A 26,779-nucleotide genomic window follows, 5' to 3' on the forward strand; every position below is an offset into this window, starting at 1 on the left:
TTTAAGTATTAAGTTTTAAGCTGTAAGTATTAAGTAAGTCTATCTAAAAAGTTTTATTTATTGATACGATTTTGCACTTAATCCGTACTACTTACTATTTCATCCTTACGACGATATTATTATTCTTCAATTCTTCTTTTAACGCTTTAATTTCAATTTCTTTAAAGTGAAAAACACTGGCGGCTAAAGCGGCATCTGAATTTCCTTCTATAAAAGTATCTACAAAATGTTGGATATTTCCCGCGCCACCAGAAGCGATGATGGGAATGTTAATTAAAGTCGATAATTTAGCTAACGCTTCGTTTGCAAAGCCATTTTTGGTGCCGTCGTGATCCATTGATGTAAATAAGATCTCTCCAGCACCACGCGTCGCAACTTCTACTGCCCAATCAAATAAATTCAGTTCTGTTGGTACTTTTCCACCGACCAAATGCACGATCCATTGTCCGTCAATTTGCTTGGCATCGATAGCAACCACGACACATTGTGATCCGAATTTTTGTGCCAAGTCGTTGATTAATTGCGGATTTTTGACAGCCGATGAATTAATTGACACTTTATCTGCACCGTTGTTTAGCAAAACGGCAACATCTTCGACAGACGAGATTCCGCCACCAACGGTAAAGGGAATATTGACTTGTGAAGCCACAGAACGAACCATATCGATTAACGTTTTTCTGCCTTCCTCAGTGGCCGAAATGTCTAAAAAAACCAACTCATCTGCTCCTTCATCTGAATACAGCTTTGCCAATTCTACAGGATCTCCGGCATCACGCAAATCAACAAAATTTACGCCTTTTACGGTTCTTCCGTTTTTGATATCTAGACAGGGGATTATTCTTTTTGCAAGCATGATTTTTGTTATTGTTACGCAGAGATTCGCAAAAGAGTCACAGAGTTGCCCAAAAATTTTGTGGATCTTTGCGATTTCTTTGTGCTGCTTTGCGAAATTATCTATTTATTTAAAATATAGTTTTCCAATTGTTTCAACGTGATTCTTCCTTCGTAAATTGCTTTTCCAATGATTGTTCCTTCGCAACCTAATTCGCCTAATTTAGGTAATTCGTCAAAGGTTGAAATTCCACCCGAGGCGATTAGTTTTATACCTTTTGCTTCTGCTAAAATCTTTTCGTACAAATCAAAACTTGGACCTTCTAACATCCCATCTTTGGCAATATCAGTGCAAATTACATACTGAATTCCCTTAGATTGGTATTCTTGAATAAAAGGAACTAATTCTTGATCAGAATCTTCTAACCAACCTGAAATAGCTACTTTTTCATCTTTTGCGTCAGCGCCTAAAATGATTTTATCCGAACCGTATTCTGCAATCCATTTCTCAAAAATTGCTCTATTTTTTACAGCAATACTTCCACCTGTAATTTGGTTGGCACCACTTTCAAAAGCAATTTTCAAATCAGCATCCGACTTTAAACCGCCACCAAAATCAATTTTTAATTTGGTTTGAGAAGCGATTTGCTCCAATATTTTGTAATTGACAATTTTGCTCGATTTTGCACCATCCAAATCTACTAAATGTAAATATTCGATTCCGTGCGCTTCGAATGATTTCGCTACTTCTAGCGGATTTTCGTTGTAAATTATTTTGGTACTGTAATCTCCTTTGGACAAACGAACGCATTTTCCGTCGATGATGTCTATAGCTGGTATTATTCTCATTTATTTAAGTCTTAAAGTTTCATAGTCTAAAGTTGTAAAGTCTCTAAAATTCAAATTATATTTTTAAAAAATTGCCTAAAATTTTCTCTCCCACATCACCACTTTTTTCTGGATGAAATTGGGTTCCGTAGAAATTATTATTTTCTAAAGCCGAAGAATATTCTAACTCGTAATCTGTAGTTGCAATGGTTTCATCGCAAATTGGCGCATAAAAACTATGTACCAAATACATGTATTCTTTGTCGGCAATTCCTTTGAAAAGATCTGATTTCAAATTGTAAATAGTGTTCCAACCCATTTGAGGCACCTTTACTTGAGACGTAAATTTAATTACATTCACATCAAAAATCCCAAGTCCCTTTGTATTTCCTTCTTCGGATGATTTACACATCAATTGCATGCCCAAACATATTCCTAAAACGGGTTGCTTTAAGGTCTGAATCAGCTTATCCAAACCACTTTCTTGCAGCATTTGCATCGCTGAACTCGCCTCACCAACTCCTGGGAAAATAACTTTATCTGCGCTTTTTATTTCGTCAGGATTGTTACTCAAAACTGCTTTGTAACCCAATCTTTCGATAGCAAACATAATACTTTGAATATTTCCTGCACCGTAATTTATAATAACTATATTCACTTGTATAAGTATTAATTATTAAGTCGTAAGCATTAATTATTTAAATACTTAACACTTACAACTTACTTCTTACATTTAAAGCATCCCCTTCGTTGAAGGCAAAATCATTTTCTCTGTATCTCTTTTTACAGCGACTTTTATCGCTTTTGCGAAAGCTTTAAAGATGGCTTCGATTTTGTGATGTTCATTATCGCCTTCCGCTTTGATATTGATGTTGGCTTTTGCACCATCAGAGAATGATTTAAAAAAGTGAAAAAACATTTCTGTTGGCATCTTACCCACCATTTCGCGTTTGAATTCGGTTTCCCAAATCAACCAATTTCTACCACCAAAATCGATAGCAACTTGCGCTAAACAATCGTCCATAGGCAAACAGAAACCATAACGTTCGATTCCTAATTTATTTCCTAATGCTTTAGCGAAAACTTCACCAAGAGCAATAGCTGTATCTTCAATAGTATGATGCTCGTCTACTTGTAAATCACCAACCACTTTAATCTCTAAGTCCATTTGTCCGTGACGCGAAATTTGGTCTAGCATGTGGTCAAAAAAGGCAATTCCGGTATCAATTTTACTTTGTCCCGTTCCGTCCAGATTCAAATTAATGTAAATATCGGTTTCATGTGTTTTTCTAGTTATAGAAGCCGTACGTTCTTCGAGTTTTAAAAATTCATATATTGTTTTCCAATCCATAGATTGCAAAACAATGGTATCGTTTAGCTCTTCTCTTTTAGCACTGATTTCTTCGCTTCCAGCTCCATCAGTAGTATTCATAAAAATAGCTTTGGCACCTAAGTTTTTAGCTAATTCTACATCAGTCAATCGATCTCCAAGAACAAATGAATTTGCCAAATCGTAATTTGGATTATCAATATACTTAGTTAACATTCCGGTGCGTGGTTTGCGTGTTGGCGCATTGTCTTCAGGAAAAGAACGGTCCACAAAAATATCATCAAAAAGTACCCCTTCGTTTTCAAAAGCTCTTAAAATGAAATTTTGAGTAGGCCAAAAGGTATCTTCAGGAAAACTAGCTGTTCCTAAACCATCTTGATTGGTTACCATTACCAACTCAAAGTCTAACTCATTGGCGATTTTAGCCAAATATTGAAAAGCTTTGGGATAAAATTCTAATTTATCTAAACTGTCTAATTGGTATCCTTCTGGTTCCAAAACAATCGTTCCGTCACGATCTATAAAAAGTACTTTTTTCATTATTTATTTTTTTAAACGCAAATTTCACAAATTTTAATCTTTGAAAGTCTATTTGTTTTAAGTCTTATTTTAATATTCTATTCCAAAGCTATTGCTTTTTTTAAGTAAGGATCTCAAATTAATACACAAAAATAACATGCGCTAATTTGTCAAATCTCTGTTTAAATAGCCAATAGTGCTTCTATCAATTTTTTATTTTCTTCTGCTGTTCCGATAGTCAGTCGCAAAGTATTTTCGCAAAGCGGTTGTGTTGTTCTATTTCTGATCACAATTCCCTTTTCAATTAATGCTGCATAACGTTTGTTAGCATCGTCCACTTTTATCAAAATGAAATTCGCTTCCGTTGGATAAATCTTCTCTACAAATTTTACGTCTTTTAGAACGTTCAACAAAGATGCGCGCTCCTTTATAATAGCAACTATTTCAGCGTCAATTTTTCCTTGGTCGTTCAATCGCTTTATGGCTCTTTGCTGCGTTAGTTCGTTTACATTGTATGGCGGCTTAATTTTATTTAAAACTGCTATAATAGCTTCCGACCCATAGCAGATTCCCAAACGAATTCCCGCTAAACCATATGCTTTCGATAATGTTTGTGTAATTGCTAAATTTGGATAGTGCTCTAATTTAGCTAGCCAACTTGCTTTTTCTGAAAAATCGATATAAGCTTCGTCAATTACAATTAGACCACTAAATTTCTTCAATAAAGTCAAGACACTCGCTTCTGAAAACGAGTTTCCTGTTGGGTTATTTGGTGAACACAAAAAGATAATTTTAGTATTGGCATCAACATTTTCTAAAATTTGTGCTACTTGTGGTTGAAAGTCTGTAGAAAGTAATACTTCTCTATTCTCAACCGCATTGATATTTGCCAAAACGCTATACATTCCGTAAGTTGGTGGCAATGAAATAACGTTGTCTACTTTAGGTTCACAAAAAGCTCTGAAGAGCAAATCTAAAACCTCATCGCTTCCATTTCCTAATAGAATTTGTTTTGGATTTATATTTTTCATTTGTCCCAAAACTACTTTTACAGAAGCTTGTTGCGGATCTGGGTACCGATTTACTCCGTTTTGGTATGGATTTTCATTAGCATCCAAAAAAATCATATCTGCAGTATCAAAATCCTCAAACTCATCACGGGCAGACGAATATGGTTTTAATTTTTTTACGTTTTCACGTATTAGATTATTTATATCGAAACTCATTTTTAAATCTTTAAATTTTTAAATCTTTCAACCTCAACGTAACTGCATTTTTGTGCGCTTGTAATCCTTCTGCTTCTGCCATTAACTCAATAGCTGGTCCAATATTTTGAATACCACTTTCTGAAATTTTCTGAAAAGTCATTGCTTTCAAGAAACTATCTAAATTTACGCCGCTATAATTCTTCGCGTATCCGTTAGTTGGCAAGGTATGATTAGTTCCCGAAGCATAATCTCCTGCACTTTCTGGTGTATAATTTCCAATAAAAACTGAACCTGCGTTTCCAATATTATTTACATAAAAATCTTCGTCTTTCGTACAAATAATAAAGTGCTCAGGACCGTATTCATCAATTAACTCTAAAGCAACAGTATCATTTTCTACATAAATCAATTTAGAATTTGCAATTGCTTTTTCTGCAATTTCTTTTCTTGGTAGGAGTTCGATTTGTGACTGAATTTCATTTTCTACTTCGTCGATCAACGCTTTTGATGTAGATACCAAAATTACTTGACTATCTGTTCCGTGTTCCGCTTGTGACAGTAAGTCTGAAGCTATAAAAGCAGGAACTGCAGTATCATCAGCAACTATTAGCAATTCTGAAGGTCCAGCAGGCATATCAATGGCTACTCCAAATTGCGTTGCTAATTGTTTGGCTACTGTTACAAACTGATTTCCTGGTCCAAATATTTTGTATACTTTTGGAATTAATTCGGTACCAAAAGTCATTCCTGCTATCGCTTGAATGCCTCCTACTTTTAAAATTTTGGTAACGCCACATAAATTCGCAGCATATAAAATTGCTGGATGAATATTTCCTTTTTTATCTGGTGGTGAACACAATACAATTTCCTTACAGCCAGCAATATTTGCTGGAACAGCCAGCATTAATACCGTTGAAAACAAAGGTGCTGTTCCGCCGGGAATGTATAAACCTATTTTTTGAATTGGTCTTTTTTCTTGCCAGCACTGTACTCCATCAGTAGTTTCTATACTAATTGGAGCTGTTTTTTGAGCAGTGTGAAATTTTTCTATATTCGATTTTGCTAATTGAATGGCTTCTTTTAGTTCTTTTGAAACCGTTTCAATAGCAGTAGCTATTTCTGCTTGCGAAACTTCTAAAACAGGAACTGAAACACCATCAAAAAGCGAAGTATATTTTGCAACAGCAATGTCTCCTTTTGATTGTACTTCCTTAAAAATTCCTTTTACTGTAGATTCAATATCATCTACTGTTTTAGTTGGCCTTTCTAATATAGTGGACCAAGTTTCGGGTTTGGGATTGTATATTTTATTCATTTTTTTCAGTTGCTAAGTTTCTAAGATGCTGCGTCACTACGTTTTTTACAAAACCATTTTTTCAATAGGACACACTAAGATACCTTCTGCTCCTAATTCTTTAAGTTGGTCTATTACTTCCCAAAAAGTGTCTTTTTCAATAACCGAGTGTACACTACTCCAACCTTCTTGCGCCAATGGCAATACGGTTAAACTTCTTAAAACTTGAAGAATTTTTGCAACCTCATCGATTTTATCATTAGGCACATTCATCAAAATATATTTTGATTTTCTCGCTCTTAAAACAGATTCGATTCTGAATTTTAAAGTGTCTATTATTTTTTGAGATTCTGGACTTATTTTTGGAGAAACCGCCAAAACTGCTTCACTTTTAAAGATAACCTCAACCTCTTTTAAGTTATTCTTGAATAAAGTACTTCCGCTAGAAACGATATCTACAATCGCATCCGCCAACCCTATATTTGGAGCTATTTCAACAGATCCTGATATTTGGTGAATATCAACATTTATGCCTTGTGGGTTTAAAAAATCAAGTACTGTATTTGGGTATGAAGTCGCAATACGCAACCCTTCTAAATCTTTAACAGAGTTGTATTCAAATGTTTTTGGCACCGCTATAGATACTTTACATTTTGAAAAACCTAATTTCTGAATCACTTCAATATCTTTTCCTTTTTCAACTAATAAATTATCACCAACAATAGCAATATCAACTACTCCGTCAAGTAAATATTGAGGAATATCTGAATTTCGCAAATACAAAACTTCCAAAGGAAAGTTTGAAGCTTCTGCTTTTAATTGATCGATCCCGTTATCAATTGATATTCCCGCATCTTTTAAAAGCTGAATACTTTCTTCGTTTAAACGTCCTGATTTTTGAATTGCAATTTTTAAAGTACTCATTTTTCTTTTTTTTTATAATTAATAGTTTGAGTACAAAGAATAGGTAATAAAAAACCCGTTTGATGTACTCAAACGGGTTTTAAAATATGATGATTTACATGCATACCATTAACACATCGCTTGAGAGCAATTATGAAAATGATGATGATGTACTTGATTTGAAAACATTGTTGGTTGATTTTTTATTCTTTGATTCGATTGCAAATATACAGGTAATTTTCTTAAAAAGACTATTTTTAATTTAACTTAACAACTGTTTATTGTTAAAAACTTATTGTCCTGAATTACTTCCCCTTTATTTATAGTAGCTGGGCTCAATTTATTTATTTAAAAATTATAGTTTGAAATTCTAATTTTATTGTTCAGAATTATTCCGAGCCAAATAGCAACTAGCTGCGCTATTACAGTTCCAATCGCTAAAACTGCCACAATAAAAGAAAAATGATTTACTACTAAGGGCAAATATCCATCCTTGATATTTATTGTTTTTAAGGTTGATATTGACTACCGTTTTCTAAAAGATTTTTGTACTTATCATCCCGCTAAAGAAACTCCAATTAAAGATCCAATTCCGTAGGTAATTGCTGCGGCAGCCAATCCAAAACCAACTTGCCTTAAGCCTGAAAACAAAACATTTTTACCAGTCAATAGCGTAATAGCAGCACCAATGCCAAAAAGGCCAACTACACTGCTCCCAACACTTAATAAAATAGCATTTTTTCCTTCTAAAATCATGAATGGATATAATGGAATAATTGCTCCAATAGAAAAAAGAACAAAAGAAGCAATGGCCGCCTCCCAGGCTGAACCTCCTAACTCTTCTTTATCAATACCTAGCTCTTCTTTGATAATTGCGTCGATAGCGGTTTCGTGGGTTTCAAAAGCTTTATTGGCCAGTTTTTGTGCTTCAACAAAATCCATTCCCTTGGCTTGATACAACAAAACCAATTCTTTTTTCTCTTCCTCAGGTGACGCTTGCAATTCTTCTGTTTCTAAGTCAATTTGTCGCTGGTTCAATTCTCTCGAACTTTGTACCGAAAGCCATTCGCCTAAAGCCATAGAAATTGCTCCGGCCAAAAGTCCTGCAATACCAGTTAATAAAATAGTATTGTTAGAAACCGCAGCTCCCGCCACTCCCATCACCAAACTCATATTAGAAACCAAACCATCGTTAGAACCTAAAACTGCGGCGCGCAAAGCGTTTCCTCCTACTGATTTATGTCTGCTTTCGAATTTTGATAAAAAACCTCCTGAGATATTCAATGCCGCATTATTATTTACCGCTTCTATAATTTTGAGGTGATTGTGTTCGAAACCTGTCGGTTTTTCTCCACTTTGAAGCTTAGTTTTGACTCCATTTACTGCAAACTGTTTTTCTATACTAGAAAGGCTGCTGATGATTGAATTGTATCCGAAAATTTTACCTAATTTCAATTGCAATTTGGCTCTTGAAGATGGCAATGGCATTGTATATTTAGGATCAAATTTTGAAATTTTATGAAGTATATTTTCGGCATGTCCATTTTCAATTTCTGATAAACTTTGCAATACTCTTATCAAATTATCATCATTTTGAATAGCAGCAATGCGATCATATAAAAACGAAGTATCGACTTCCGTTTGCAACTGGTCTCTTAATTTATTTAGGTCCATTTATCTCCTATTTAATTAGTTGGCTACATCAAAAACGCCTTTTGTTAAAATTTTTGATACCGTATTAATTTGAGCATTTGGAATTATCTCCACAAACTTTTCAGATCTTTCTCCAATGGTAACACTTACTTTTTTAAATGAATATCCATCTTTTTCATTCTCTACTAAAAGTACAAAGTTTTTGTCATCCGATGTCAATAGTGCTTCAGTCGGAATTGCCAAACCTTTTTTAGTGTTTACAATAATATTTGCTTCAACAAACATTCCTGTCAATAATTTTTGCTTTATAGCATCGTCTAAATGCGCATGGACATTGATGGTTCTTTCGTTTCCTTCGATTGATTTGCCAACCAAATGTACTTCTGCATTAAAAATAGCTGCTGACGCTTCTGGAACTTTAAAATGAACTTTTTGTCCAATTGCAAGTTTTAAAATGTCTTTTTCAAATACAGCTAATTCTAAATGCAGGTGATCTGTGTCTACAATTTCTAAAATTACAGCTGATGGTGAAACATACATTCCTACGTTGGCATTCAGTATCACAATGTCGCCAGCTATAGGAGAAAAAACAGTAATCGTTGAAGTCAAGTTTCCATTCTCAACATTTTTAGGATTAATATTCAAAAGCGCTAATTTAGCACGCAAACTTTGATGCAGCGCTTTGGCTCTTCTGTATTCACTTTCTGCTTTTAAGTAGTTTTTTTGGGAAGTAATTTTTTCATCATACAAAATTTTTTGTCGGTCGTATTCTGATTTCAGGAAAGTAAGTTGCTCCGCCACTTCCATATAATCTTTTTGAATATCTAAAAATTCTGCATTCTCTAGTATCAACAAAGCTTGTCCTTTTTTTACTTTATCGCCAACCAAAAGCTTGGTTGACTTTACATATCCTCCCATAAATGTGGTTACTTTTGCCCGATTTTGCGGTGGTACATCAATTTTACCAGACGCCTTAACCGTTACATCAAAATTTTGTTCCGCCGGACTTGAAATTTCCATTCCTGAAGATTCAAATTGAGCAGCAGTTACCGAAATTAAATCACTTTCTTTTAAAGGTACTTCTTCTGTTTTTGTTTCTTTGCAAGAGAATAAAAGCAGAGATAAAGCGGTTATATAGAGTAGCTTTTTCATTGTAATAGTATTAAAAATTTAAGTATTGTAAATCCAGTTGGGTTTGGTTGAATTGTAAAATAGTGTCCAAGTAATCAACTTGAATTGTCGTTGCATTTTCTAAACTTTGTATGTATTGAAAAAAGTCAATCTCACCATGTTTAAAACTACTATTTCCGACCTTTATAATCTCATCGGATAATTTCTTGCCATAGATAGTATAGTAATTTATTGCCTCCTGATATTTGTCTAATTCATTAGTTTTTTGATTACTGTACTGTTCTATTTTTAATTCTTCGTTTTGTTTTTGCTGTTCCCAACTGAGCAATTGCAGTTGTGCTACTTTCGATTTAGAAACATTACCCGAAAAAAACAAAGGTACCGCTACCCCAACAGTAAACCCGTATAGCGATTGTGATATACCATTATTTTTACCCTGAAAATAATCTAAGCCAATATCCGGTAACCAAGACTGTTTTTCCAAATCAATTTGGCTTTGATAAGTTTTGGTAACACTCTCCAGATAAACCTTGTAAGACAATTCGATTGCTTTATCATTAAATGAATTTAAGGGTTCGATTGTGTTCTTTTGTATCTCTATCTTTTCATCACTTTGTAACAACGATTGCAGCAGTTCATACTGCGCTTTTTTATCTTTATCTATTTGAGAAAGCTTCGTTGCTATTTGTCTAAATTTTGCTTGAGCAGTAATTTTTTCTAGATAATTTGTTTCTCCTAGTTCAAAACGTCTGTCACTTGCTAGAGAGAAATTTTGATATAAACTATCAAGATACTGATACAATTTTTCTTGATGTTGCAGATAAACAATATGCTGATACGATTTAGAAACCGCTAATGATAGTTTGTTTTTCTGTATTTCGAAAAAGGCTTTTTCTTTTTCATATTCCGAAGTATACACTTTTTTCTGCGCAGCGTAAACCGTCGGAAAGGAAAAGCGCTGTTGCACTCCAAAAACCTTTAAAGGCTGATCATTCATTGCTAAATTATTCTGATCATAACTGTAATAAATAGTGGTTTTATCAAAAGTATAAGCCGTTTTTATCGAAGCATTTGTTTTATCTACCTGTAATTGAGCTGCTTTAATTCCTTTATTATTTTGCATCGCTTTTGACAATAGATCGTCTAATTCTGGATTAGAAGTTTGTGCAAATGCAAAAGAAGAACTCAGTAATAATAAAATAATAAAAGTGGTGTTTTGGTGTTTTTTAAACGTAGCTGTCTTGAATTCTCTACTTTCGAAAACCTTATACAAAATAGGTAGTACAATCATTGTTAAGATTGTTGCTGTAAATAAACCACCAATTACTACTGTTGCCAAAGGACGTTGCACCTCTGCGCCAGCCGATGATGAAATTGCCATTGGTAAAAAACCTAAAGCAGCAGCAGCAGCAGTTAACAGAACAGGGCGCAGTCGATCTGTAGTTCCTTTTAAAATTAACGCATCGATATCATTCATACCTTGGTGTCTAAGTTCTTTAAAATGCTCTATTAATACAATTCCGTTTAGTACAGCGATTCCAAAAAGTGCTATAAATCCCACTCCCGCCGAAATACTGAAAGGTAAGTCACGAATCCATAAGAATAAAACGCCACCCACTGCCGAAAGTGGAATAGCAGAATATACCATCAACGCTTCTTTTACCGACCCAAAGGCAAAATACAACAGGATAAAGATCAGAAATAAGGCGATTGGAACCGCAATCAACAAGCGAGCTTTGGCACTTTGTAAATTTTCAAATTGTCCGCCGTACTTCACATAATAACCATCTGGTAGCTTAATTTGACTCTCCACTATTTTTTGAATATCGGTTACAACACTTTGCAAATCACGATTTCTTACATTTATACCAACTGCAATAAGTCTGTTGGTATTTTCCCTTGAAATTTTCGCTGGACCTTCGGTATATTCAATTGAAGCCAATTCTTGCAACGGAATTTGTTCGCCATTTGGAGTGGCTACGTATAGATTGCGTAAATCCTCAATATCATGCCGATTATCTTGATTCAGTCGAATTACCATATCAAAACGCTTCTCTCCTTCAAACACATTTCCAACTGTTTTTCCGGCAAAACCAAGCGCAATCATTTCGTTTAAATCAGATATATTAAGACCGTAACGCCCAATTTTAGAACGATCGTAAACCACTGACATTTGTGGCAATCCTTCCGTTTTTTCAATAATAACATCCGACGCGCCTTCTACGTTGGCAATTGCTTTTTTAATTTCATGTGCTTTTTTAGCTAAAATATCTAAATCGTCTCCAAAAATTTTGACCGCAACATCAGATCGTGATCCTGAAATTAATTCGTTGAAACGCATTTCAATTGGCTGCGTAAATTCTATTTCCATGTTTGGAATTTCTTGTTCCAGTGCTGCTTTTATTTTATCTGCCAATTCATCTTTGCTCGCTGCTGATGTCCATTCTGATTTTGGTTTCAATTTTACGATAACATCACTCTCTTCCATTGACATCGGATCCGTTGGCACTTCCGCTGCCCCAATTCGGCTAACCACTTGCGTCACTTCTGGGAAATTTTTAAGAATTATTTGCTCAATTTTGGTTGTAATAGCAATTGTTTTGGTCAAAGAAGTTCCTGTTTTCAAGACGGGCTGAATTACAAAATCGCCTTCATCTAAGGTTGGAATAAACTCTCCGCCCATCGTTGTAAATAATCCCACAGCTAACAATAGCAATCCTAGTGCTCCGTATAATACTTTTTTAGTATTACCAATTGCCCAACTAATTACAGGCAAATACCAAGAATTGAGTTTACGTATTAATTTACTGGAAAGTGATTTCGGATTCTCCGCTTTTGGTTTTAAAAATAAAGAAGAAACAACTGGAACATAAGTGAAACAAAAGAGCATAGCACCAAGTAAAGCAAAACTAAAGGTCATTGCCATTGGTCTAAACATTTTGCCTTCGATTCCGGAAAGTGAAAGAATTGGAATAAATACTATCAAAATAATCAACTGACCAAAAATAGCTGAATTCATCATTTTGGAAGCACTTTTATACGTGATTTGGTCTATTTCTAATTGCCGTTCTTCTTTTTCTAAACCTACCAAATGAGCAGTTTTACTAGCAATCTGAAAAGCGATAAACTCTACTATAATTACCGCTCCGTCTATAATAATTCCAAAATCAATGGCACCGAGACTCATTAAATTAGCATCTATTCCAAAAATATTCATAAACGATATGGCAAACAACAAGCACAACGGAATCACCGATGCGACAACTAAGCCAGAACGCCAGTTGCCGAGCAATACAATTACCACAAAAATTACAATTAAGCAACCTAGAATTAAGTTTTCAGCAACAGTAAAAGTAGTTTTACCTACTAATTCACTTCTTTCAAGAAATCCATTGATATATACGCCATCGGGTAATGTTTTCTGAATTTCCACCACTCTGTCTTTCACATCATCAATAACCTGCTTGGAGTTCGCGCCTTTAAGCATCATTACTTGACCGAGTACTTTTTCGCCTTCGCCATTTCCTGTAATTGCTCCAAAACGGTTGGCATGACCAAAACGAACATCTGCTACATTTTTGATGTAAATAGGCAATCCATTTATGTTTTTCACAACAATATTACCAATATCTTCAAGAGACTTTACTTTTCCTTCTCCTCGAATAAAATAACTTTGATTTACTTTTTCGATATAAGCTCCTCCAGCAATACTGTTATTTTTCTCCAATGCGGTAAAAACATCACTGGTGTTTATATTCATCGCCTTTAAACTGGAAGGTTTAATTGCAATTTCGTACTGTTTTAAAAAGCCTCCCCACGTATTTATTTCAACCACTCCTTTGATTCCTGATAACTGACGTTTTACCACCCAATCTTGAATAGTTCGTAAGTCTGAAACGGAATAATTGTCCTTGAATTCAGGTTTTACTTCTAAAGTATATTGATAAATTTCGCCGAGACCTGTAGTTATCGGTCCCATTTCTGGTGTCCCAAAACCCTGTGGAATTTTCTCTGACGCCGCTTTAATTTTTTCTGCGATGAGCTGTCTTGGTAAATAAGTTCCCAAATCCTCTTCAAAAACAATGGTAACGACAGACAAACCAAATTTAGAAATAGATCGAATTTCGGTTACACCAGGTAAATTAGCCATTTCAATTTCGACAGGATACGTAATGTATTGTTCCATATCTTGAGTAGAAAGATTTTCTGAAGTAGTGATGACTTGAACTTGATTGTTTGTCACATCAGGAACAGCTCCAATTGAAATTTGAAATAAAGATAACATTCCATATCCAAAAATTCCCAGAGTGAAAAGTAAAACAATAAGTTTGTTTTTTAAACTGAAAGCAATAATTTTTTCAAGCATTTTTATCTTATTTAACATTTCAAAAGTAATGCTTAAAGATAAGGATTGTCTTAAGATTCGGTTAAGCTCGTCTTAGGAAAACTTAAGACAACACGAGTTCCGCTATTTTCTTTGCTTGAAATTGTAATGTTAACCTTCAATAAAAAACACAGTTTACGAACGATCGACAGTCCGAGACCAGTTCCTTTAATTTCAGGATGCTCGCCCACATTCGATCTGTAAAATTGATGAAATATCTTTTCCAAATCACTTTCTGCAATTCCAATTCCACTATCGATAATTGCACATTCTACCTGTTCAGTAGAGCTGAATAATTGAATTTGCAACGTTCCGTTTTCCTTCGAATATTTTAAGGCATTCGAGATTAGATTATTTAAAACAATCGCTAGTAAATAATGATCAGACTTAACAGTAAAATCTTCAGAAAAATTACTACTGATTTTACACTTTTTAGTCTCGATTACTGTTGAATAGCGAGATAAAACTTCTGAAATAATTGAATTTAAACTCAACTCTTCAATCTTTAGCGACTGGTTTTGATTTTCAAATCGTGCTAATAAGAGAAGTTGATCTACCAAATGATTGAGTCGATTGACTTCGGAAATACAATATTTAATTTTGTTTTGATACTCTTCATTATCTCTTGGTTTTCGTATCAAAACTTCCAAAGTTCCTTTGATAACGGTTAGCGGCGTGCGCAATTCGTGCGAAGCATCTGACGTGAATTGTTTTTCTCGATCAATGGTAGTTTCTATGCGATCCAGTAAACTATTTATGGTTTGTGATAAAACGAACAATTCATCTTTTTTTTGCGGCAAAACGATTCGAGATTTCAGGTTATCTTTTGTAATAATATTAGCTGTTTTAATAATAGCACTAATTGGTTTAATACTTCGACCAGCAATAAAACGCGCAATAAAAAAAAGTAGTACTAATATTAGAGGATAGGCAATAAGTAGAATTTCAGATAAGTTTGTTAATACCATCGCGGCGCCTTCTAGAGACATCGCAACAAGTAAGTAACCAATTAACTTCGACTCACTATAGATGGGAACTTGAATTTGCCGAATCTTATTGTTCAATAATTTAGTGTCATACAATTCATAGTTCTCGGTCGAAAAATTAAACTTTAAGTTTTCGCTTTTAAGATTTGGAGATTTTTCGATGGATTCTTTATTTTCATTTAAAAACTGAATAAAAACAGGATTTACATCTAAGGTATTGTGTTCGCGTTCGTTCCATTCTTCGAGATGAACGAGTCGAAAATTATCATCTTTTACTTCAATTTCGCTCAAATGATTTTGAACCTCTCTAGAAATGTCAGTATTTAGATGGTTGTAAACACTATATTTTACAATAGAATATATAGCCGAAAAGACCACAAAAATCAATAAAGCGGTTGTGATAATATAATGGAACGCAATTCTATTTTTAAAAGAAAGTTTTTGCATAGCTACTTAATCATTTGCGATATAACCGACACCTCTGATTGTTTTAATGCAATCTTCCTCGATCTTTATATTTAATTTTTTTCGAATCGCATTTATAAAGACGTCAATAACACCCGTATCATATTCAAAATAGATCTTCCAAACATCTTCGATAATTTGATTGCGCGTACACACTTTTCCTTTGTTTTTAATCAAGTAAGACAACAGCTCAAATTCGCGTTGTGTCAGAGAAACTAGCACATTATCACTAAAGACCAGATGTTGAACTGTATCTATTTTAATTTTACCTAAGTGCAAAAATTCGTCTGACGCTTGCGTTCTAAAATGTATTTTTATTCGTTCTACCAATTCTTCGAAGCTAAATGGTTTTTTAATATAATCGTTGGCACCCGATTGCAAACCTTCTACAGTTTCCTGAATGGTATCCTTTGCTGTTAAAAACAAGATTGGTATTTTTTTATCTCTAGTTCGAATGGCTTTACAAAGCTCTAATCCACTCATTTTAGGCAACATCCAATCTAGTAAAATTAAATCAAAGTTGTTTTTTTTGAACAATTCTAAACCCATCAATCCATCAGAAGCGGTAGTTATTGCATAGCCCTCTTCCTCTAATCCTTGTTGAAGAAATTGTATAATTCCGATTTCGTCTTCTACTATTAAAATATTCATTTTTATTACTCTACTATAAATTTAAATTCCAACGTACCAATATTCGCAGACAAGGCAGCACTTCTTTTATAAAGATTTAGAATGTAAATCTAAAAAAATTTAATCCAAAAGATAAATTCTAACCGAAGTCATCTTACCATAGAAAAGTTTTCAACTATTAAAAAACTTTTATTTAAAGAAACCAATAGTCCTATGATGAAAAATATACTTTACCACGACATTGAGTTAATCATTTAATTTTAAAGCTTTATATCACAAAAATAGAAACAGTTACGCTTTTAATTCGCTTTCTTTTACCATCTTAAGCTAATCTTAATACTATTCCTAAATCAAGATTATACTTTTGCTGTACATTTTATAAAAAATAATTAGCAATGAATCTATTAAAAAAAACAGCACCATATTATTATCTTGCTCTTTTCTACTTTATAATTAATTGTATCATTAGGATCATCCTGATATTTCATCCCATAACCCAATCAAAATTTGGTTTAATTGAGCTTTTAAAAATATTTGGATTCGGTCTAGTATCTGACTTATTTGTTTTTATAATCGCCAGCGTATTTCTATTCGTTTATCTCCTATTCATTTCCAATTCTAAATATAACAAGCCTACAGGTTTTATTATTTTAGGTCTATTCGTGCTTCTTTTTGCCTATGTAGCTTCTGGAAAAAGTATCTTAACCGAATATGGCGGCGGACTCGCTCGAGTTGGAATGATTTTTATTGGACTTAAAACTGCCTTGTTTGCTTTGCTTCTTTTTTTACCAAAATATAGAAATGCCATACGTTATTGGTTGTTTTCTTTTACCCTCTTTTTATATGTGTTACTGATTATTCAAAACGGAATTAGCGAATACTTTTTTTGGAACGAATTTGGAGTTAGATATAATTTTATAGCTGTTAATTATCTGGTATATACTAATGAAGTTATCGGAAATATAATGGAATCGTATCCTGTAGTTCCGATCTTTGCTGCACTGTTTGTAATTGCTGGAATCTTTACTTACTTAATTGTAAAAAGATCAAGAATTTACATTGATTCTATTCCGAGTTTTATTGAAAAAATAAAACTTTCGGTTGTCTATTTACTACTATTGGGAATTTCATTAGTTACAATTCCAGCTCTGGCAAAACTAGAGAACTCCACTAATCTATTTGCCAATGAACTACAATCGAATGGATTGTATAAATTTTATAAAGCTTTTAAAGACAGTGAATTGGATTATTTTAAGTTTTACAAAACGCTTCCTAATTCTGAAGCTTATCAAATTTTGGATGAGCAATTACCTGGTCTTAAAACAGAAAGCACGCTACGAACAATAAAAAGTGACAGTGCTGAAATTCATAAAAACGTAGTTTTAATCACTATCGAAAGCTTCAGTGCAGAGTTTATGAAAGCCTATGGAAATGAAGGTGCGCTAACTCCTTTTTTAGACAGTCTTGCCACTCAAAGTTTACAATTCACTAATTTGTATGCAACAGGAAACAGAACCGTTCGTGGATTAGAAGCAGTTACTTTATGTTTACCACCAACGGCTGGCGAAAGTGTACTAAAAAGAGTAGATAATAAAACTAAATTTTCTACAGGAGCTTTATTAAAGGAACGAGATTATACCGTAAAATTCATGTATGGTGGAAATGCATTTTTTGATAATATGCAGGATTTTTTTGGTGGAAACGGTTATGACATTGTAGATAAAAATAGTTTTTTGCCAAGCGAAATTACCTTCTCTAATGTTTGGGGTGTTTGCGATGAAGATATGTACAAGAAGGCATTGCAAGTAATGAATCAGGAAAGCCTTTCTGGTAAACCATTCTTTAATCATATTATGACGGTCAGTAACCATAGGCCTTTTACCTATCCAAACCATAAAATTGATATTCCTGGAGACATCAAATCACGTGATGGTGGTGTAAAATACACCGATTTTGCAATGAAGGAATTTTTTGAAATGGCTAAAAAACAAGCTTGGTTTAAAAATACGGTGTTTGTCATTGTTGCAGATCATTGTGCTTCTAGCGCTGGGAAAACATCTCTTCCTATAGACAAATACCGTATTCCGGCAATGATTTATAGTCCAGGTTTTGTGGCTCCTAACAAATACAATCAATTGATGTCACAAATAGACTTGATGCCCACTTTATTCGGAATTTTAAACTTTACTTACCAAAGCAAATTTTTTGGTCAAGATGTCTTAAAAGCAGACTATAAACCACGTGCTTTGATTGCGACTTACCAAGATTTAGGCCTAATTAAAGATGGAGTTTTGACTGTTTTATCACCTAAGCAGGACGTCAAACAATTTGAATTAAAATTGAATCCAAAGGAAGGAGTTGCGCCAGAATTTCAAATTTATTACGATCAAACTCCACTTGCAAAACCACGAACTGATTTAATTAATGAAACGCTTTCATTTTATCAAACCGCTTCGGATGTATTGAAAAAGAAGAAATATAATGCTTTGTAAGTAAAAAAGGTCTTGAACTTCAGAGGAGCAAAGATGTAAACGTTTTAAGCTGAGAATAACTTATGATGAAGCGAGAGTACTAGCCCTGATGGAAGCGGCATCCTTTTGGGGCGGGGTTCGCCCAAAAGATATAGTGCACAGCAGGAAGTAGCTCCAAAAAGAAAGCCTCAAACTGTACTACAATTTGAGGCTTTTATTGTACTCTAAATATTATTTTCAAGCTTTAACTTTGATCCTTTATAACTCTGAATCTATCAAACTCTAATCATTTTGATTTTTGAAACCGAATAATTGTCCTTTTGCGAATAACTTGACATCTTGTTTTAATGCTTTACTGTTTCTTTTGGTCAATTCGGGTGCGTCCAGATCACTTAAGTCCGGTTTTCCTGCATTTACCCAAGCAGTATACCAAAAACTGGCTGTTGCAGTAATGGCTTTTTTCATCTGACTTTCTACCATTCCGTTTAACTCAGTATGAAGTTTTAGCGCGTAAGCATCAGAAAATCGAGCTGAGTTGTATTTACTTTTTACAATTTTTCCTTCAGCGTCCACCAAAAATACTTGATTTTCTGGCGTAGCATCTCTCAGTTTTTTATCGACAGCTAAAAGTGGGTCAACCAAACTGTGTGTATCCTTCATTAAGTCCCAAGTGGCTTTGTGAACGTCTTCATAATACTCCGCTGGCGCAACATTAAATTTATAATCTTTCACAAACAATTCTGGCAGTCTGCTCTCCCAAAGAGAATGAATTCCTTTTTGGTTGGTCAATTGGCCATCGTGGTTTGCAGAAGTGTGCAACGGCATGTGCGCATCGCCAATATAATGTCCTAAATCGGCGGCCAAAAATAAAATTTCAGCTCTATTCTTATCTTTAAAAGCTTGCGTTAATTTGATCATCATTTCTTCAATGAACCAAGGTAAGGTACCATTGGTGTATAAAAACTTAGCGTCGTATTTTGCAGTGGATTCAGCCATTGTTTTCGGAATGCTATCTAAGTTACCGAAATTTTCCATGTCGAAATAATGTCTCGGATTTTCATCTTTGTATTTCAATGCATACTTTCGAATGTCAGGAACAGAAGATTCTTGCGTGATAAAATCGATATGATTGTAAAAAAAGGGCAACATCGATTCTGGTAGCGCCATAACTGCCGCTTTATTGATGCGCTCATGTCCTACGATTCCCCAAGATAGGGTGATAAAACCTATTACAAGTGCCACTATTGCACTTGTTTTTCGATTCATTTTTAAGTTTTTCATGTGTGATTAAATTTGAACGGCAAAGGTATTTCTTTTAAAGATAATTTAATCAAAGTTGGATTAAGAATCTGTTATTTTAACTTTTCTTAAAAAAAACCAACTCTAATTATAAATAGTGGATACCGTCAGATTTTTTAAACTAAATAAAGAATAGCTAAAAGTGCTGCAGTTGCAATAAAAAGCCACAGTAAAACACCTTGCAATAAAGGCATCACTCCTACCGCTTTTAAAACAGAAAAATTTAAACCTGAACCAATTAAAAAAAGTGTGATTGTTAAACCTATTTGTGCCAAATTTACAATTGTTGGCGCTACATATTTTATTTCAGGAACATAGCTGTTTAGCAACATTGCCACGATAAATAGACCAATAAAATAAGGAATTTGAATTTTAGTTTTTTTGTTTTTAAAGATAACTGAAGTTAGCAGCGCTACGGGAATGATCCATAAAGCACGCGCCAGTTTTACCGTTGTTGCAATTTGCAATGCCTCGGCACCGTAACGACTTGCTGCTCCTACTACAGAACTGGTATCGTGAATGGCGACCGCACACCACAAACCGAAATCTCTTTGCGACAAATTAAATTCGTGTCCTAAATACGGAAATAAAAATAATGCAATGGAATTTAGAATAAAAATAACTCCTAATGCGACTGAAGTCTGCTTTTCTTCAGATTTAATGACTGGAGCAATGGCTGCAATGGCACTTCCACCACAAATTGCAGTTCCGCAAGAGATGAGATGCGCTGTTTTTTTATCGATCGCAAACCATTTTCCTAGAAATGTTCCTAAAAGTAATGTAGAAAATATAGAAGCAACTGTTAAAGTAAAACCCTCTTTTCCAGCTGAAATCGCGCTCGCCACGTTCATTCCGAATCCCAAACCTACTACTGAAAATTGAAGTAAAAAAGGTATTGATTTACTGCTAAAACTTTGAAAAGGATTGCCTGTTAAATTCGCTACTAACAGGCCTAAAAGTAAAGCGATTGGTGCGGAAATTATTGAAAAAAGACATAAAGCGACAACTACAATATATATAAATTGTTGCATTCGTGGATTAATTTCTATTAACTGTTCTTGTGGTATTGAATTGACTTTCATGAGAATGATATGTTGGTTATTGTGTTGACAAAGGTCAGCAGAATAACTACAATTCGCCAATTGTAAATAACAATACGCTATAACTTTAAATTATAATGAGTAGCAAGATTATGAATAAAGAGTTCTGTTAGTGCATCCGATTTACCTTGCAGGGTAATGATGTAAAAATACCGCTCAATGTCGAGTGATTGCACATCTAAAACCATTAATTCATTATTTTTAAGTTCTTTACTAACCGCGTGAATGGACATGAAAGCCACACAGTCGGAGTTTAATAAATACGATTTAATACTTTCGGTACTTCCTAAGCGCATTTCTATTTGCAGTTGATTGGGTTTTAAACCTGCTTTTTTAAGCTCATGTTCTATTACCTCTAAAGTACCAGAACCTCGTTCACGTGTAACAAACTTGAGGTTTTTTAAGTCATGTATTGTAAGTTCTTTTTGAGTAATTAACGAATGACTGTTGTTGCAGACCAAAACCAATTCATCTTTTAAAAAGGGACTGTACTTAATAGATTGATTTTTAGACTGACCTTCAACAATACCAATTTCAATTTCTTTATTAAGCAAAGCCACTTCTATTTGCTCCGTATTTCCATTTAGCAAATTGACTTTTATATCTTGCATTTTCTGATGGAAACTAGCCAATAACGGCGGAATAACATACTGCGAAATAGTGGTGCTCGCACCCAAACGCAGCAAACCTTGACGCTCAGTAAGCAAGGTGCTCATGTCAAAGTCGATTGTGCGGTAAATTTCAAAGATGGTTTTCGTGTGTCTTAGAAGAACTTTTCCGGCCTCGGTCAGTTCAATTTTAGATCCGTTTCTTTCAAAAAGTTTAATTTTGTAGAGTTCCTCCAATTCTTGAATGTGCTTAGAAACCGCAGGTTGCGAAATGTACAATTCGGTCGAAGCTTTAGTAAAACTCAATCGGTTGGCAACTGCGTAAAAAACTTTAAGTCTGAAATCCATTGCAAAAATTTTAATTAAATGAAGTAATTTCTGGAAAACTATATAACGTCTTGGTCCTACTAGCACTTTACTACATATGAATTCTAGTATGTTCGACTAAATCACAAGTTGCTAGTAACGGCTATTATGTGTTATGCTTTACCTTATTTTGGCGTAGATTTTCCCTTTCCAAAACATTTGCTTTTTTGGATTTTCCACATGATTAAATTTCATATCAAATTCAGCTTTTAATATTCCTCTTTGCATTGCTTTTTTATCAACTTTAATTAATGCTTTATTGCAAAAAAAAGTTCGCTTTCCATCAGTTATACTATTTAATTCAATTCTCGGATTACTGACAATATCATTAATAATGTAAAAATTCAGAGTAGAATGTGTAGCAGCATTAGCTAAGGTGTAACATTCAATAGAATCTTTGTTAAGCTTTTTTACCGTAATTTCTGAAACTCCAGCATACTCATAACACCAAGCTTCACTTTTTAAACTATGCTTACGTGAAAATGAAAAATCTCCTTTGAGATTTTCAACCCATTCTATCTTAAATTCTTTCCATGAATATAAATTAAAAGAGCAAAATGCAAGTACCACTACTAAAGTCATATATTTCATCGCACTGTTTTTTTAGCATTACACATAGCTTCTATATTTTGCAACTTCCCATCTTTATAACTTCAAAACTTCTTAAAGCAGTCCATTGTATTTCCTGATAAACCACTCTAAACTAAGAGCTACAGCAATACTAATTAGTAACCAGTACCAATCTATTAACGCGGTTTTTTTAGAAACTTTTTTCTGAATGGCTTTATAATCTTCATTTTTAATTAATTCCGCTACTAAATCGGAAACCTGATTATCAAAATACGCTTTCCCATTCGTTTCTTGCGCCAGCTGTTGCAATTTATTTACATCTGGATTGACAAACTGCTTTTCGATATCAAAATCTAAAATTTCAAAACTACCAGAGTAGGAAGATTTCGACTGTAATTCTTTCACAGTAAACTTATATTTCCCAGCATCCAAACCGTCCAAATTAACAGCGTAAGAATTGCTTCCCTTTAATAAATCATAATTTTTTGTTTGTTTGGTAGATGAATTAACAACTGAAATTGTCAATTGTGCTTTCTCATCAAACTCATAATTTTTATTAAAATATTGCGCATTGATTACAATTGCTTCGCCCGAATTATAAAAACTTTCGTGTGTTACAACCAATGATTTTTTTGAACTATTAGAAGCTAAATATTGAATTATTTTATCAATAAACAGATCGTATTTAGCGAAGGATTGCTCTTGAACATGACTTTGCAAACGCCATTTCCAACTATTTTCTCCTAGTAGAAAAGCAGACCGTTTTCCACCGTTTTCGGCGAAAGCCAATAATGGAGCATTAGTTGCAACGTTTCTAATCTTACTACTTAATAAATTTGAAACCGATCCGTTTGTGGTAATGGTTCCAAATGCATTTTCTAATGGTGGAAAATTTTCAAAACCAATGTCTTCCAAAGCAAATAAATTAAACTGCGTGTTGAAATCTGCGAGATAATCTTCTTTCTGATTACTCAATTTAAAAATCAGCTCATTTTGCTGCTGATTTAAAAAATTAAAATCGGTCGAATTTCCTGTAACTACAAAAGCATTAATTCCCGCTTTGGCATTCGCTTCATAAAGTTTTTTGAAACTCGCATTGGGTTGATACAATACCAAAACATTATAATCTTGCACCGATTCGACTTGATTGGGCTTTAGCAAAATAACTTTACGTTGTGCATTCGACTCAATAGCACGCTTTAGCGCCGCTATATCAGGATGATTTATTGCTGAAACAATAGCAACGGTCGTTTTTTGGTCGATTACTTCAACCGCAAAATTCTTAACGTTATTATAGCTGTTTTTTTCTTTTTCTGAACTAAAAACGGATGCTTTAAATACTTGCAAACCTACTTGATCGGCAGGCAAAAGCACATTTAAAGTAGCTGTTCTTTTACTGCCAGAAAAACTTACTTTTTCTTTAACAACTACAGTATTACCATTTTTTATGGTAAAATCGGCAATACTATTTTTATTTCCAGAATAGCTCAAAAACACTTCTAGGGGAAATTTATTCTTTAAAAAAGCATACTTATTTACGTTGAGTTGGTCAATTTTTAAATCTAAAAAAGTAGTGGTATCACCCACAATTACAGGGAAAATTTTATTTGTAGCGTCAAATCGGTACACATAATCATTTCCTGTCGTTTGATTTCCATCGGTGATAATAATTGTTGGATAGACACTATTCTTGTAAATGGCTTTTAGACCTTTGGCAATTCCATCAAAATTGGTTTGTTTCCCTTTAAAATCAAATGTTTTGCTGGCTTTAAATTCCGAATCGAACTGAAATGATTCTACCGCAAATTTTTCTTGTAGGGCAGGATTTTTACTCAATTCCTGATACAATTCGAGTAATTTTTCTTTAGAATTAAGAGCTTCAATTGAACTCGAATTATCGACGACAATTGGTAATGGTGTTTTAATAATTTCGAGTGAATTACTAGTAATTACAGGATTAATCAACAAAACCAATAAAGCGAAAATCGAAGTAAAACGCAAAAAAGCCAAAAGCAATAGTACCTTTGACTTGCTTTTGGCTTTGTAATAATATTGAAAAAACGACAAACCGCCCGCTAATACAACTGATAAAAAGAGTAATAGAATGGTGTTTGTAGTCATAAAATGGATTGAAAAATTAAAAGATTGAAAAATTTAAGAATTATCAATCTTTAAATAGTTCAATTGTGAAATCATTAAATTATTAAGTTAACATTCCTCCACACACATTCATCACTTGTCCAGTCACGTAACCGCTCATGTCAGAAGCAAAGAAAAGACAAGCATTAGCTACATCTTCGGTCGTTCCACCGCGTTTTAACGGAATTCCGTCTCTCCAGCCTTTTACCACATCTTCACTTAATTTGGCTGTCATTTCTGTTTCAATAAAACCGGGAGCAATAACGTTACAACGAATGTTACGCGAACCTAATTCTAAAGCAACTGACTTAGAGAAACCAATAACTCCAGCTTTTGAAGCTGCATAATTGGTCTGTCCCGCGTTTCCTTTTACACCCACAACTGAACTCATATTAATGATAGAACCAGCGCGTTTCTTCAAAAAAGTTTTCTGAATCGCTTTGGTCATATTAAAAACTGATTTCAAATTGACGTCAATAACTTGGTCAAAATCAGCTTCAGACATGCGCATCATCAAATTATCTTTGGTAATTCCAGCATTGTTTATCAAGATATCCACGGTTCCAAAATCAGCCAAAACCGCATCAACAAAGGTTTGCGCTTCATTAAAATCAGCGGCGTTAGATTGGTAACCTTTCGCCTTAATTCCCATCGCGTTCAACTCTACTTCCAAAGCATTGGCCGACTCGACCGAAGAGCTGTAAGTAAAAGCAATATTAGCACCATTTTTGGCAAAAACTTCCGCAATTCCTTTTCCAATTCCACGACTAGCACCTGTAATTATGGCAACTTTTCCTTCTAGTAATTTCATTTTAAAAATAGTTTTAATTTTATTTAGGCCACAGTACGCTTTTTATTGAAGCTAATCCTGCTGTCCGTTCCAATCTTTTTTGTTTTAAAGAAAAACAAAAAAGGATTTCCTCTAGCATCAGGGCTAAAAACGGCTCGTCAAATATAAGATATTTACTTTTTAAAAAAAACCACAATAGCTATAAGATGCTTTTTTAGCTAAATTTGGTTTATCAAATAAAAAAAACCGCTTCTTACTCAGAAACGGTTTTTACTATACTAGATTAAAGCACAATTAGTCTATTGCTCTTTTAGTAATTTCACCAAAAGCATCAATTCTTCTGTCTCTAAAAAAAGGCCAATTCTGACGGACATTTTCTTGTAAATCTAAGTCGACTTCGGCAATTAAAATTTCTTCTTGATCGTTCGATGCTTGGGCTAAAATTTCTCCTTGAGGCCCTGCAATAAACGAAGATCCCCAAAACTGAATTCCTTCTGTTCCTGGTATGTATTGCTCTAAACCAATACGGTTTGCTGCTGCAACATAAACCCCATTTGCAACCGCATGTCCTTTCATTACATTCATCCAAGCACCATGTTGATTCTCTCCATACTGCTCTTTTTCTTGCGGATGCCATCCAATTGCTGTAGGATAAAATAATACTTCAGCACCTTTTAAAGCTGTCAATCGAGCTGCTTCTGGGTACCATTGATCCCAGCAAATTAAAGTTCCGACTTTTCCTTTTTGAGTTTGAAAAGCTTGAAACCCTAAATCACCTGGTGTAAAATAAAACTTCTCATAAAAGTGTGGATCATCTGGAATGTGCATTTTACGGTACAATCCAGCTTCTGTACCATCTGCATCAATAATGTATGCACTGTTGTGATAAATTCCGGCCATTCTTTTTTCAAAAAACGGAACAATAATAACAACGCCTAATTCTTTTGCTAAAGCGCTAAAGGCAATAAACGATGTGCTATATAAAGGTTCAGCCAAAGCAAAATTATCAACATCTTCGCTCTGACAGAAATAATGACTGCTGTATAATTCGGGCAATAAAATAACTTCCGCACCTTTATTGGCCGCGTCACGAACCCATTTTAAACATTTTTTTAGGTTGTTTTCGGCAACGTCATTTAAGTTCAATTGTATAACCGCAATTTTGTACTTTTTGTTTGGCATGATATAAAATTTAGTCAGCAAAAATAGGCAAATAAATGAAGAGATTTTGTAAATGAAATTATAAAGTTTGATCGTTTGTAATCACAATTCAT

20 protein-coding genes are annotated in these 26,779 nt (G+C 34.1%); 1 reads left to right on the forward strand and 19 read right to left on the reverse strand.

Annotated elements, in window-relative coordinates; genetic code table 11:
- Positions 1-94: 94 nt before the first annotated feature.
- The 12 genes from hisF to ACRASX_RS13910 all read right to left on the reverse strand — a co-directional run bounded on the left by hisF (position 95) and on the right by ACRASX_RS13910 (position 16,183).
- A complete protein-coding gene (gene hisF, locus ACRASX_RS13855; protein WP_432221648.1) occupies positions 95-853 on the reverse strand; it encodes an imidazole glycerol phosphate synthase subunit HisF in 759 nt (252 codons plus the stop codon).
- Between the two features lie 101 nt (positions 854-954).
- Positions 955-1,680, reverse strand: coding sequence for a 1-(5-phosphoribosyl)-5-[(5-phosphoribosylamino)methylideneamino]imidazole-4-carboxamide isomerase (gene hisA, locus ACRASX_RS13860; RefSeq protein WP_432221649.1), 726 nt, complete (start codon positions 1,678-1,680; stop codon positions 955-957).
- A gap of 55 nt (positions 1,681-1,735) precedes the next feature.
- Entirely contained in the window at positions 1,736-2,317 is a 582-nt protein-coding gene (hisH, locus tag ACRASX_RS13865) for an imidazole glycerol phosphate synthase subunit HisH (RefSeq protein ID WP_066306799.1), read from the reverse strand.
- A 75-nt stretch (positions 2,318-2,392) separates the two neighbouring features.
- Entirely contained in the window at positions 2,393-3,529 is a 1,137-nt protein-coding gene (gene hisB, locus ACRASX_RS13870) for a bifunctional histidinol-phosphatase/imidazoleglycerol-phosphate dehydratase HisB (RefSeq protein ID WP_066306800.1), read from the reverse strand.
- Positions 3,530-3,690: 161 nt separating this feature from the next.
- A complete protein-coding gene (hisC, locus tag ACRASX_RS13875; RefSeq protein ID WP_432221650.1) occupies positions 3,691-4,734 on the reverse strand; it encodes a histidinol-phosphate transaminase in 1,044 nt (347 codons plus the stop codon).
- 10 nt (positions 4,735-4,744) lie between these two features.
- Positions 4,745-6,031 carry a histidinol dehydrogenase gene (gene hisD, locus ACRASX_RS13880; protein ID WP_432221651.1) on the reverse strand — a complete coding sequence of 429 codons (1,287 nt, stop codon included), beginning with the start codon at positions 6,029-6,031 and terminating at the stop codon, positions 4,745-4,747.
- Between the two features lie 45 nt (positions 6,032-6,076).
- Complete coding sequence (gene hisG / locus ACRASX_RS13885; RefSeq protein ID WP_432221652.1) at positions 6,077-6,934, reverse strand: ATP phosphoribosyltransferase; 858 nt, start codon at positions 6,932-6,934, stop codon at positions 6,077-6,079.
- A gap of 534 nt (positions 6,935-7,468) precedes the next feature.
- Positions 7,469-8,587, reverse strand: coding sequence for a VIT1/CCC1 transporter family protein (locus ACRASX_RS13890; RefSeq protein WP_432221653.1), 1,119 nt, complete (start codon positions 8,585-8,587; stop codon positions 7,469-7,471).
- A gap of 15 nt (positions 8,588-8,602) precedes the next feature.
- On the reverse strand, positions 8,603-9,718 hold the full coding sequence (locus ACRASX_RS13895; protein ID WP_432221654.1) for an efflux RND transporter periplasmic adaptor subunit: 1,116 nt from the start codon (positions 9,716-9,718) through the stop codon (positions 8,603-8,605).
- A 10-nt stretch (positions 9,719-9,728) separates the two neighbouring features.
- Positions 9,729-14,063, reverse strand: a complete 4,335-nt coding sequence (locus ACRASX_RS13900) for a CusA/CzcA family heavy metal efflux RND transporter (protein ID WP_432221655.1) — start codon at positions 14,061-14,063, stop codon at positions 9,729-9,731.
- Between the two features lie 50 nt (positions 14,064-14,113).
- A complete protein-coding gene (locus ACRASX_RS13905) occupies positions 14,114-15,514 on the reverse strand; it encodes a sensor histidine kinase (protein WP_432221656.1) in 1,401 nt (466 codons plus the stop codon).
- A gap of 6 nt (positions 15,515-15,520) precedes the next feature.
- The gene (locus tag ACRASX_RS13910; RefSeq protein WP_066306814.1) at positions 15,521-16,183 is read right to left on the reverse strand and encodes a response regulator transcription factor; all 663 of its coding nucleotides are present in this window, start codon (positions 16,181-16,183) and stop codon (positions 15,521-15,523) included.
- A 374-nt stretch (positions 16,184-16,557) separates the two neighbouring features.
- Here ACRASX_RS13910 and ACRASX_RS13915 point away from each other — a divergent pair, with 374 nt between their 5' ends.
- A complete protein-coding gene (locus ACRASX_RS13915) occupies positions 16,558-18,654 on the forward strand; it encodes an LTA synthase family protein (RefSeq protein ID WP_432221657.1) in 2,097 nt (698 codons plus the stop codon).
- A gap of 261 nt (positions 18,655-18,915) precedes the next feature.
- Here the strand turns inward: ACRASX_RS13915 and ACRASX_RS13920 are convergent, their stop codons facing one another.
- The 7 genes from ACRASX_RS13920 to ACRASX_RS13950 form a co-directional block, all read right to left on the reverse strand.
- Entirely contained in the window at positions 18,916-19,914 is a 999-nt protein-coding gene (locus ACRASX_RS13920) for a zinc dependent phospholipase C family protein (protein WP_432221658.1), read from the reverse strand.
- A gap of 134 nt (positions 19,915-20,048) precedes the next feature.
- The gene (locus ACRASX_RS13925) at positions 20,049-21,014 is read right to left on the reverse strand and encodes a YeiH family protein (RefSeq protein ID WP_432221659.1); all 966 of its coding nucleotides are present in this window, start codon (positions 21,012-21,014) and stop codon (positions 20,049-20,051) included.
- Between the two features lie 77 nt (positions 21,015-21,091).
- Positions 21,092-21,988, reverse strand: coding sequence for a LysR family transcriptional regulator (locus ACRASX_RS13930; RefSeq protein WP_432221660.1), 897 nt, complete (start codon positions 21,986-21,988; stop codon positions 21,092-21,094).
- 138 nt (positions 21,989-22,126) lie between these two features.
- Entirely contained in the window at positions 22,127-22,597 is a 471-nt protein-coding gene (locus ACRASX_RS13935; RefSeq protein ID WP_432221661.1) for a hypothetical protein, read from the reverse strand.
- Between the two features lie 72 nt (positions 22,598-22,669).
- Complete coding sequence (locus ACRASX_RS13940) at positions 22,670-24,697, reverse strand: hypothetical protein (protein WP_432221662.1); 2,028 nt, start codon at positions 24,695-24,697, stop codon at positions 22,670-22,672.
- Between the two features lie 82 nt (positions 24,698-24,779).
- A complete protein-coding gene (fabG, locus tag ACRASX_RS13945; RefSeq protein WP_432221663.1) occupies positions 24,780-25,526 on the reverse strand; it encodes a 3-oxoacyl-[acyl-carrier-protein] reductase in 747 nt (248 codons plus the stop codon).
- A 273-nt stretch (positions 25,527-25,799) separates the two neighbouring features.
- On the reverse strand, positions 25,800-26,687 hold the full coding sequence (locus ACRASX_RS13950) for a carbon-nitrogen hydrolase (protein WP_066306831.1): 888 nt from the start codon (positions 26,685-26,687) through the stop codon (positions 25,800-25,802).
- Between the last annotated feature and the right edge of the window lie 92 nt (positions 26,688-26,779).

This window comes from Flavobacterium sp. TMP13 (assembly GCF_050847115.1).
Lineage (GTDB): Bacteria > Bacteroidota > Bacteroidia > Flavobacteriales > Flavobacteriaceae > Flavobacterium.

Coding starts and splice junctions, on each gene's coding strand:
- ACRASX_RS13935 (WP_432221661.1), bottom strand. CDS start 22,597: ATGAAATATATGACTTTAGTAGTGGTACTTGCATTTTGCTCTTTTAAT.
- ACRASX_RS13915 (WP_432221657.1), top strand. CDS start 16,558: ATGAATCTATTAAAAAAAACAGCACCATATTATTATCTTGCTCTTTTC.
- hisF (WP_432221648.1), bottom strand. CDS start 853: ATGCTTGCAAAAAGAATAATCCCCTGTCTAGATATCAAAAACGGAAGA.
- ACRASX_RS13895 (WP_432221654.1), bottom strand. CDS start 9,718: ATGAAAAAGCTACTCTATATAACCGCTTTATCTCTGCTTTTATTCTCT.
- ACRASX_RS13925 (WP_432221659.1), bottom strand. CDS start 21,014: ATGAAAGTCAATTCAATACCACAAGAACAGTTAATAGAAATTAATCCA.
- hisB (WP_066306800.1), bottom strand. CDS start 3,529: ATGAAAAAAGTACTTTTTATAGATCGTGACGGAACGATTGTTTTGGAA.
- hisA (WP_432221649.1), bottom strand. CDS start 1,680: ATGAGAATAATACCAGCTATAGACATCATCGACGGAAAATGCGTTCGT.
- ACRASX_RS13910 (WP_066306814.1), bottom strand. CDS start 16,183: ATGAATATTTTAATAGTAGAAGACGAAATCGGAATTATACAATTTCTT.
- hisG (WP_432221652.1), bottom strand. CDS start 6,934: ATGAGTACTTTAAAAATTGCAATTCAAAAATCAGGACGTTTAAACGAA.
- ACRASX_RS13900 (WP_432221655.1), bottom strand. CDS start 14,063: ATGCTTGAAAAAATTATTGCTTTCAGTTTAAAAAACAAACTTATTGTT.
- hisC (WP_432221650.1), bottom strand. CDS start 4,734: ATGAGTTTCGATATAAATAATCTAATACGTGAAAACGTAAAAAAATTA.
- ACRASX_RS13920 (WP_432221658.1), bottom strand. CDS start 19,914: ATGAAAAACTTAAAAATGAATCGAAAAACAAGTGCAATAGTGGCACTT.
- ACRASX_RS13940 (WP_432221662.1), bottom strand. CDS start 24,697: ATGACTACAAACACCATTCTATTACTCTTTTTATCAGTTGTATTAGCG.
- fabG (WP_432221663.1), bottom strand. CDS start 25,526: ATGAAATTACTAGAAGGAAAAGTTGCCATAATTACAGGTGCTAGTCGT.
- hisD (WP_432221651.1), bottom strand. CDS start 6,031: ATGAATAAAATATACAATCCCAAACCCGAAACTTGGTCCACTATATTA.
- ACRASX_RS13890 (WP_432221653.1), bottom strand. CDS start 8,587: ATGGACCTAAATAAATTAAGAGACCAGTTGCAAACGGAAGTCGATACT.
- ACRASX_RS13930 (WP_432221660.1), bottom strand. CDS start 21,988: ATGGATTTCAGACTTAAAGTTTTTTACGCAGTTGCCAACCGATTGAGT.
- ACRASX_RS13905 (WP_432221656.1), bottom strand. CDS start 15,514: ATGCAAAAACTTTCTTTTAAAAATAGAATTGCGTTCCATTATATTATC.
- ACRASX_RS13950 (WP_066306831.1), bottom strand. CDS start 26,687: ATGCCAAACAAAAAGTACAAAATTGCGGTTATACAATTGAACTTAAAT.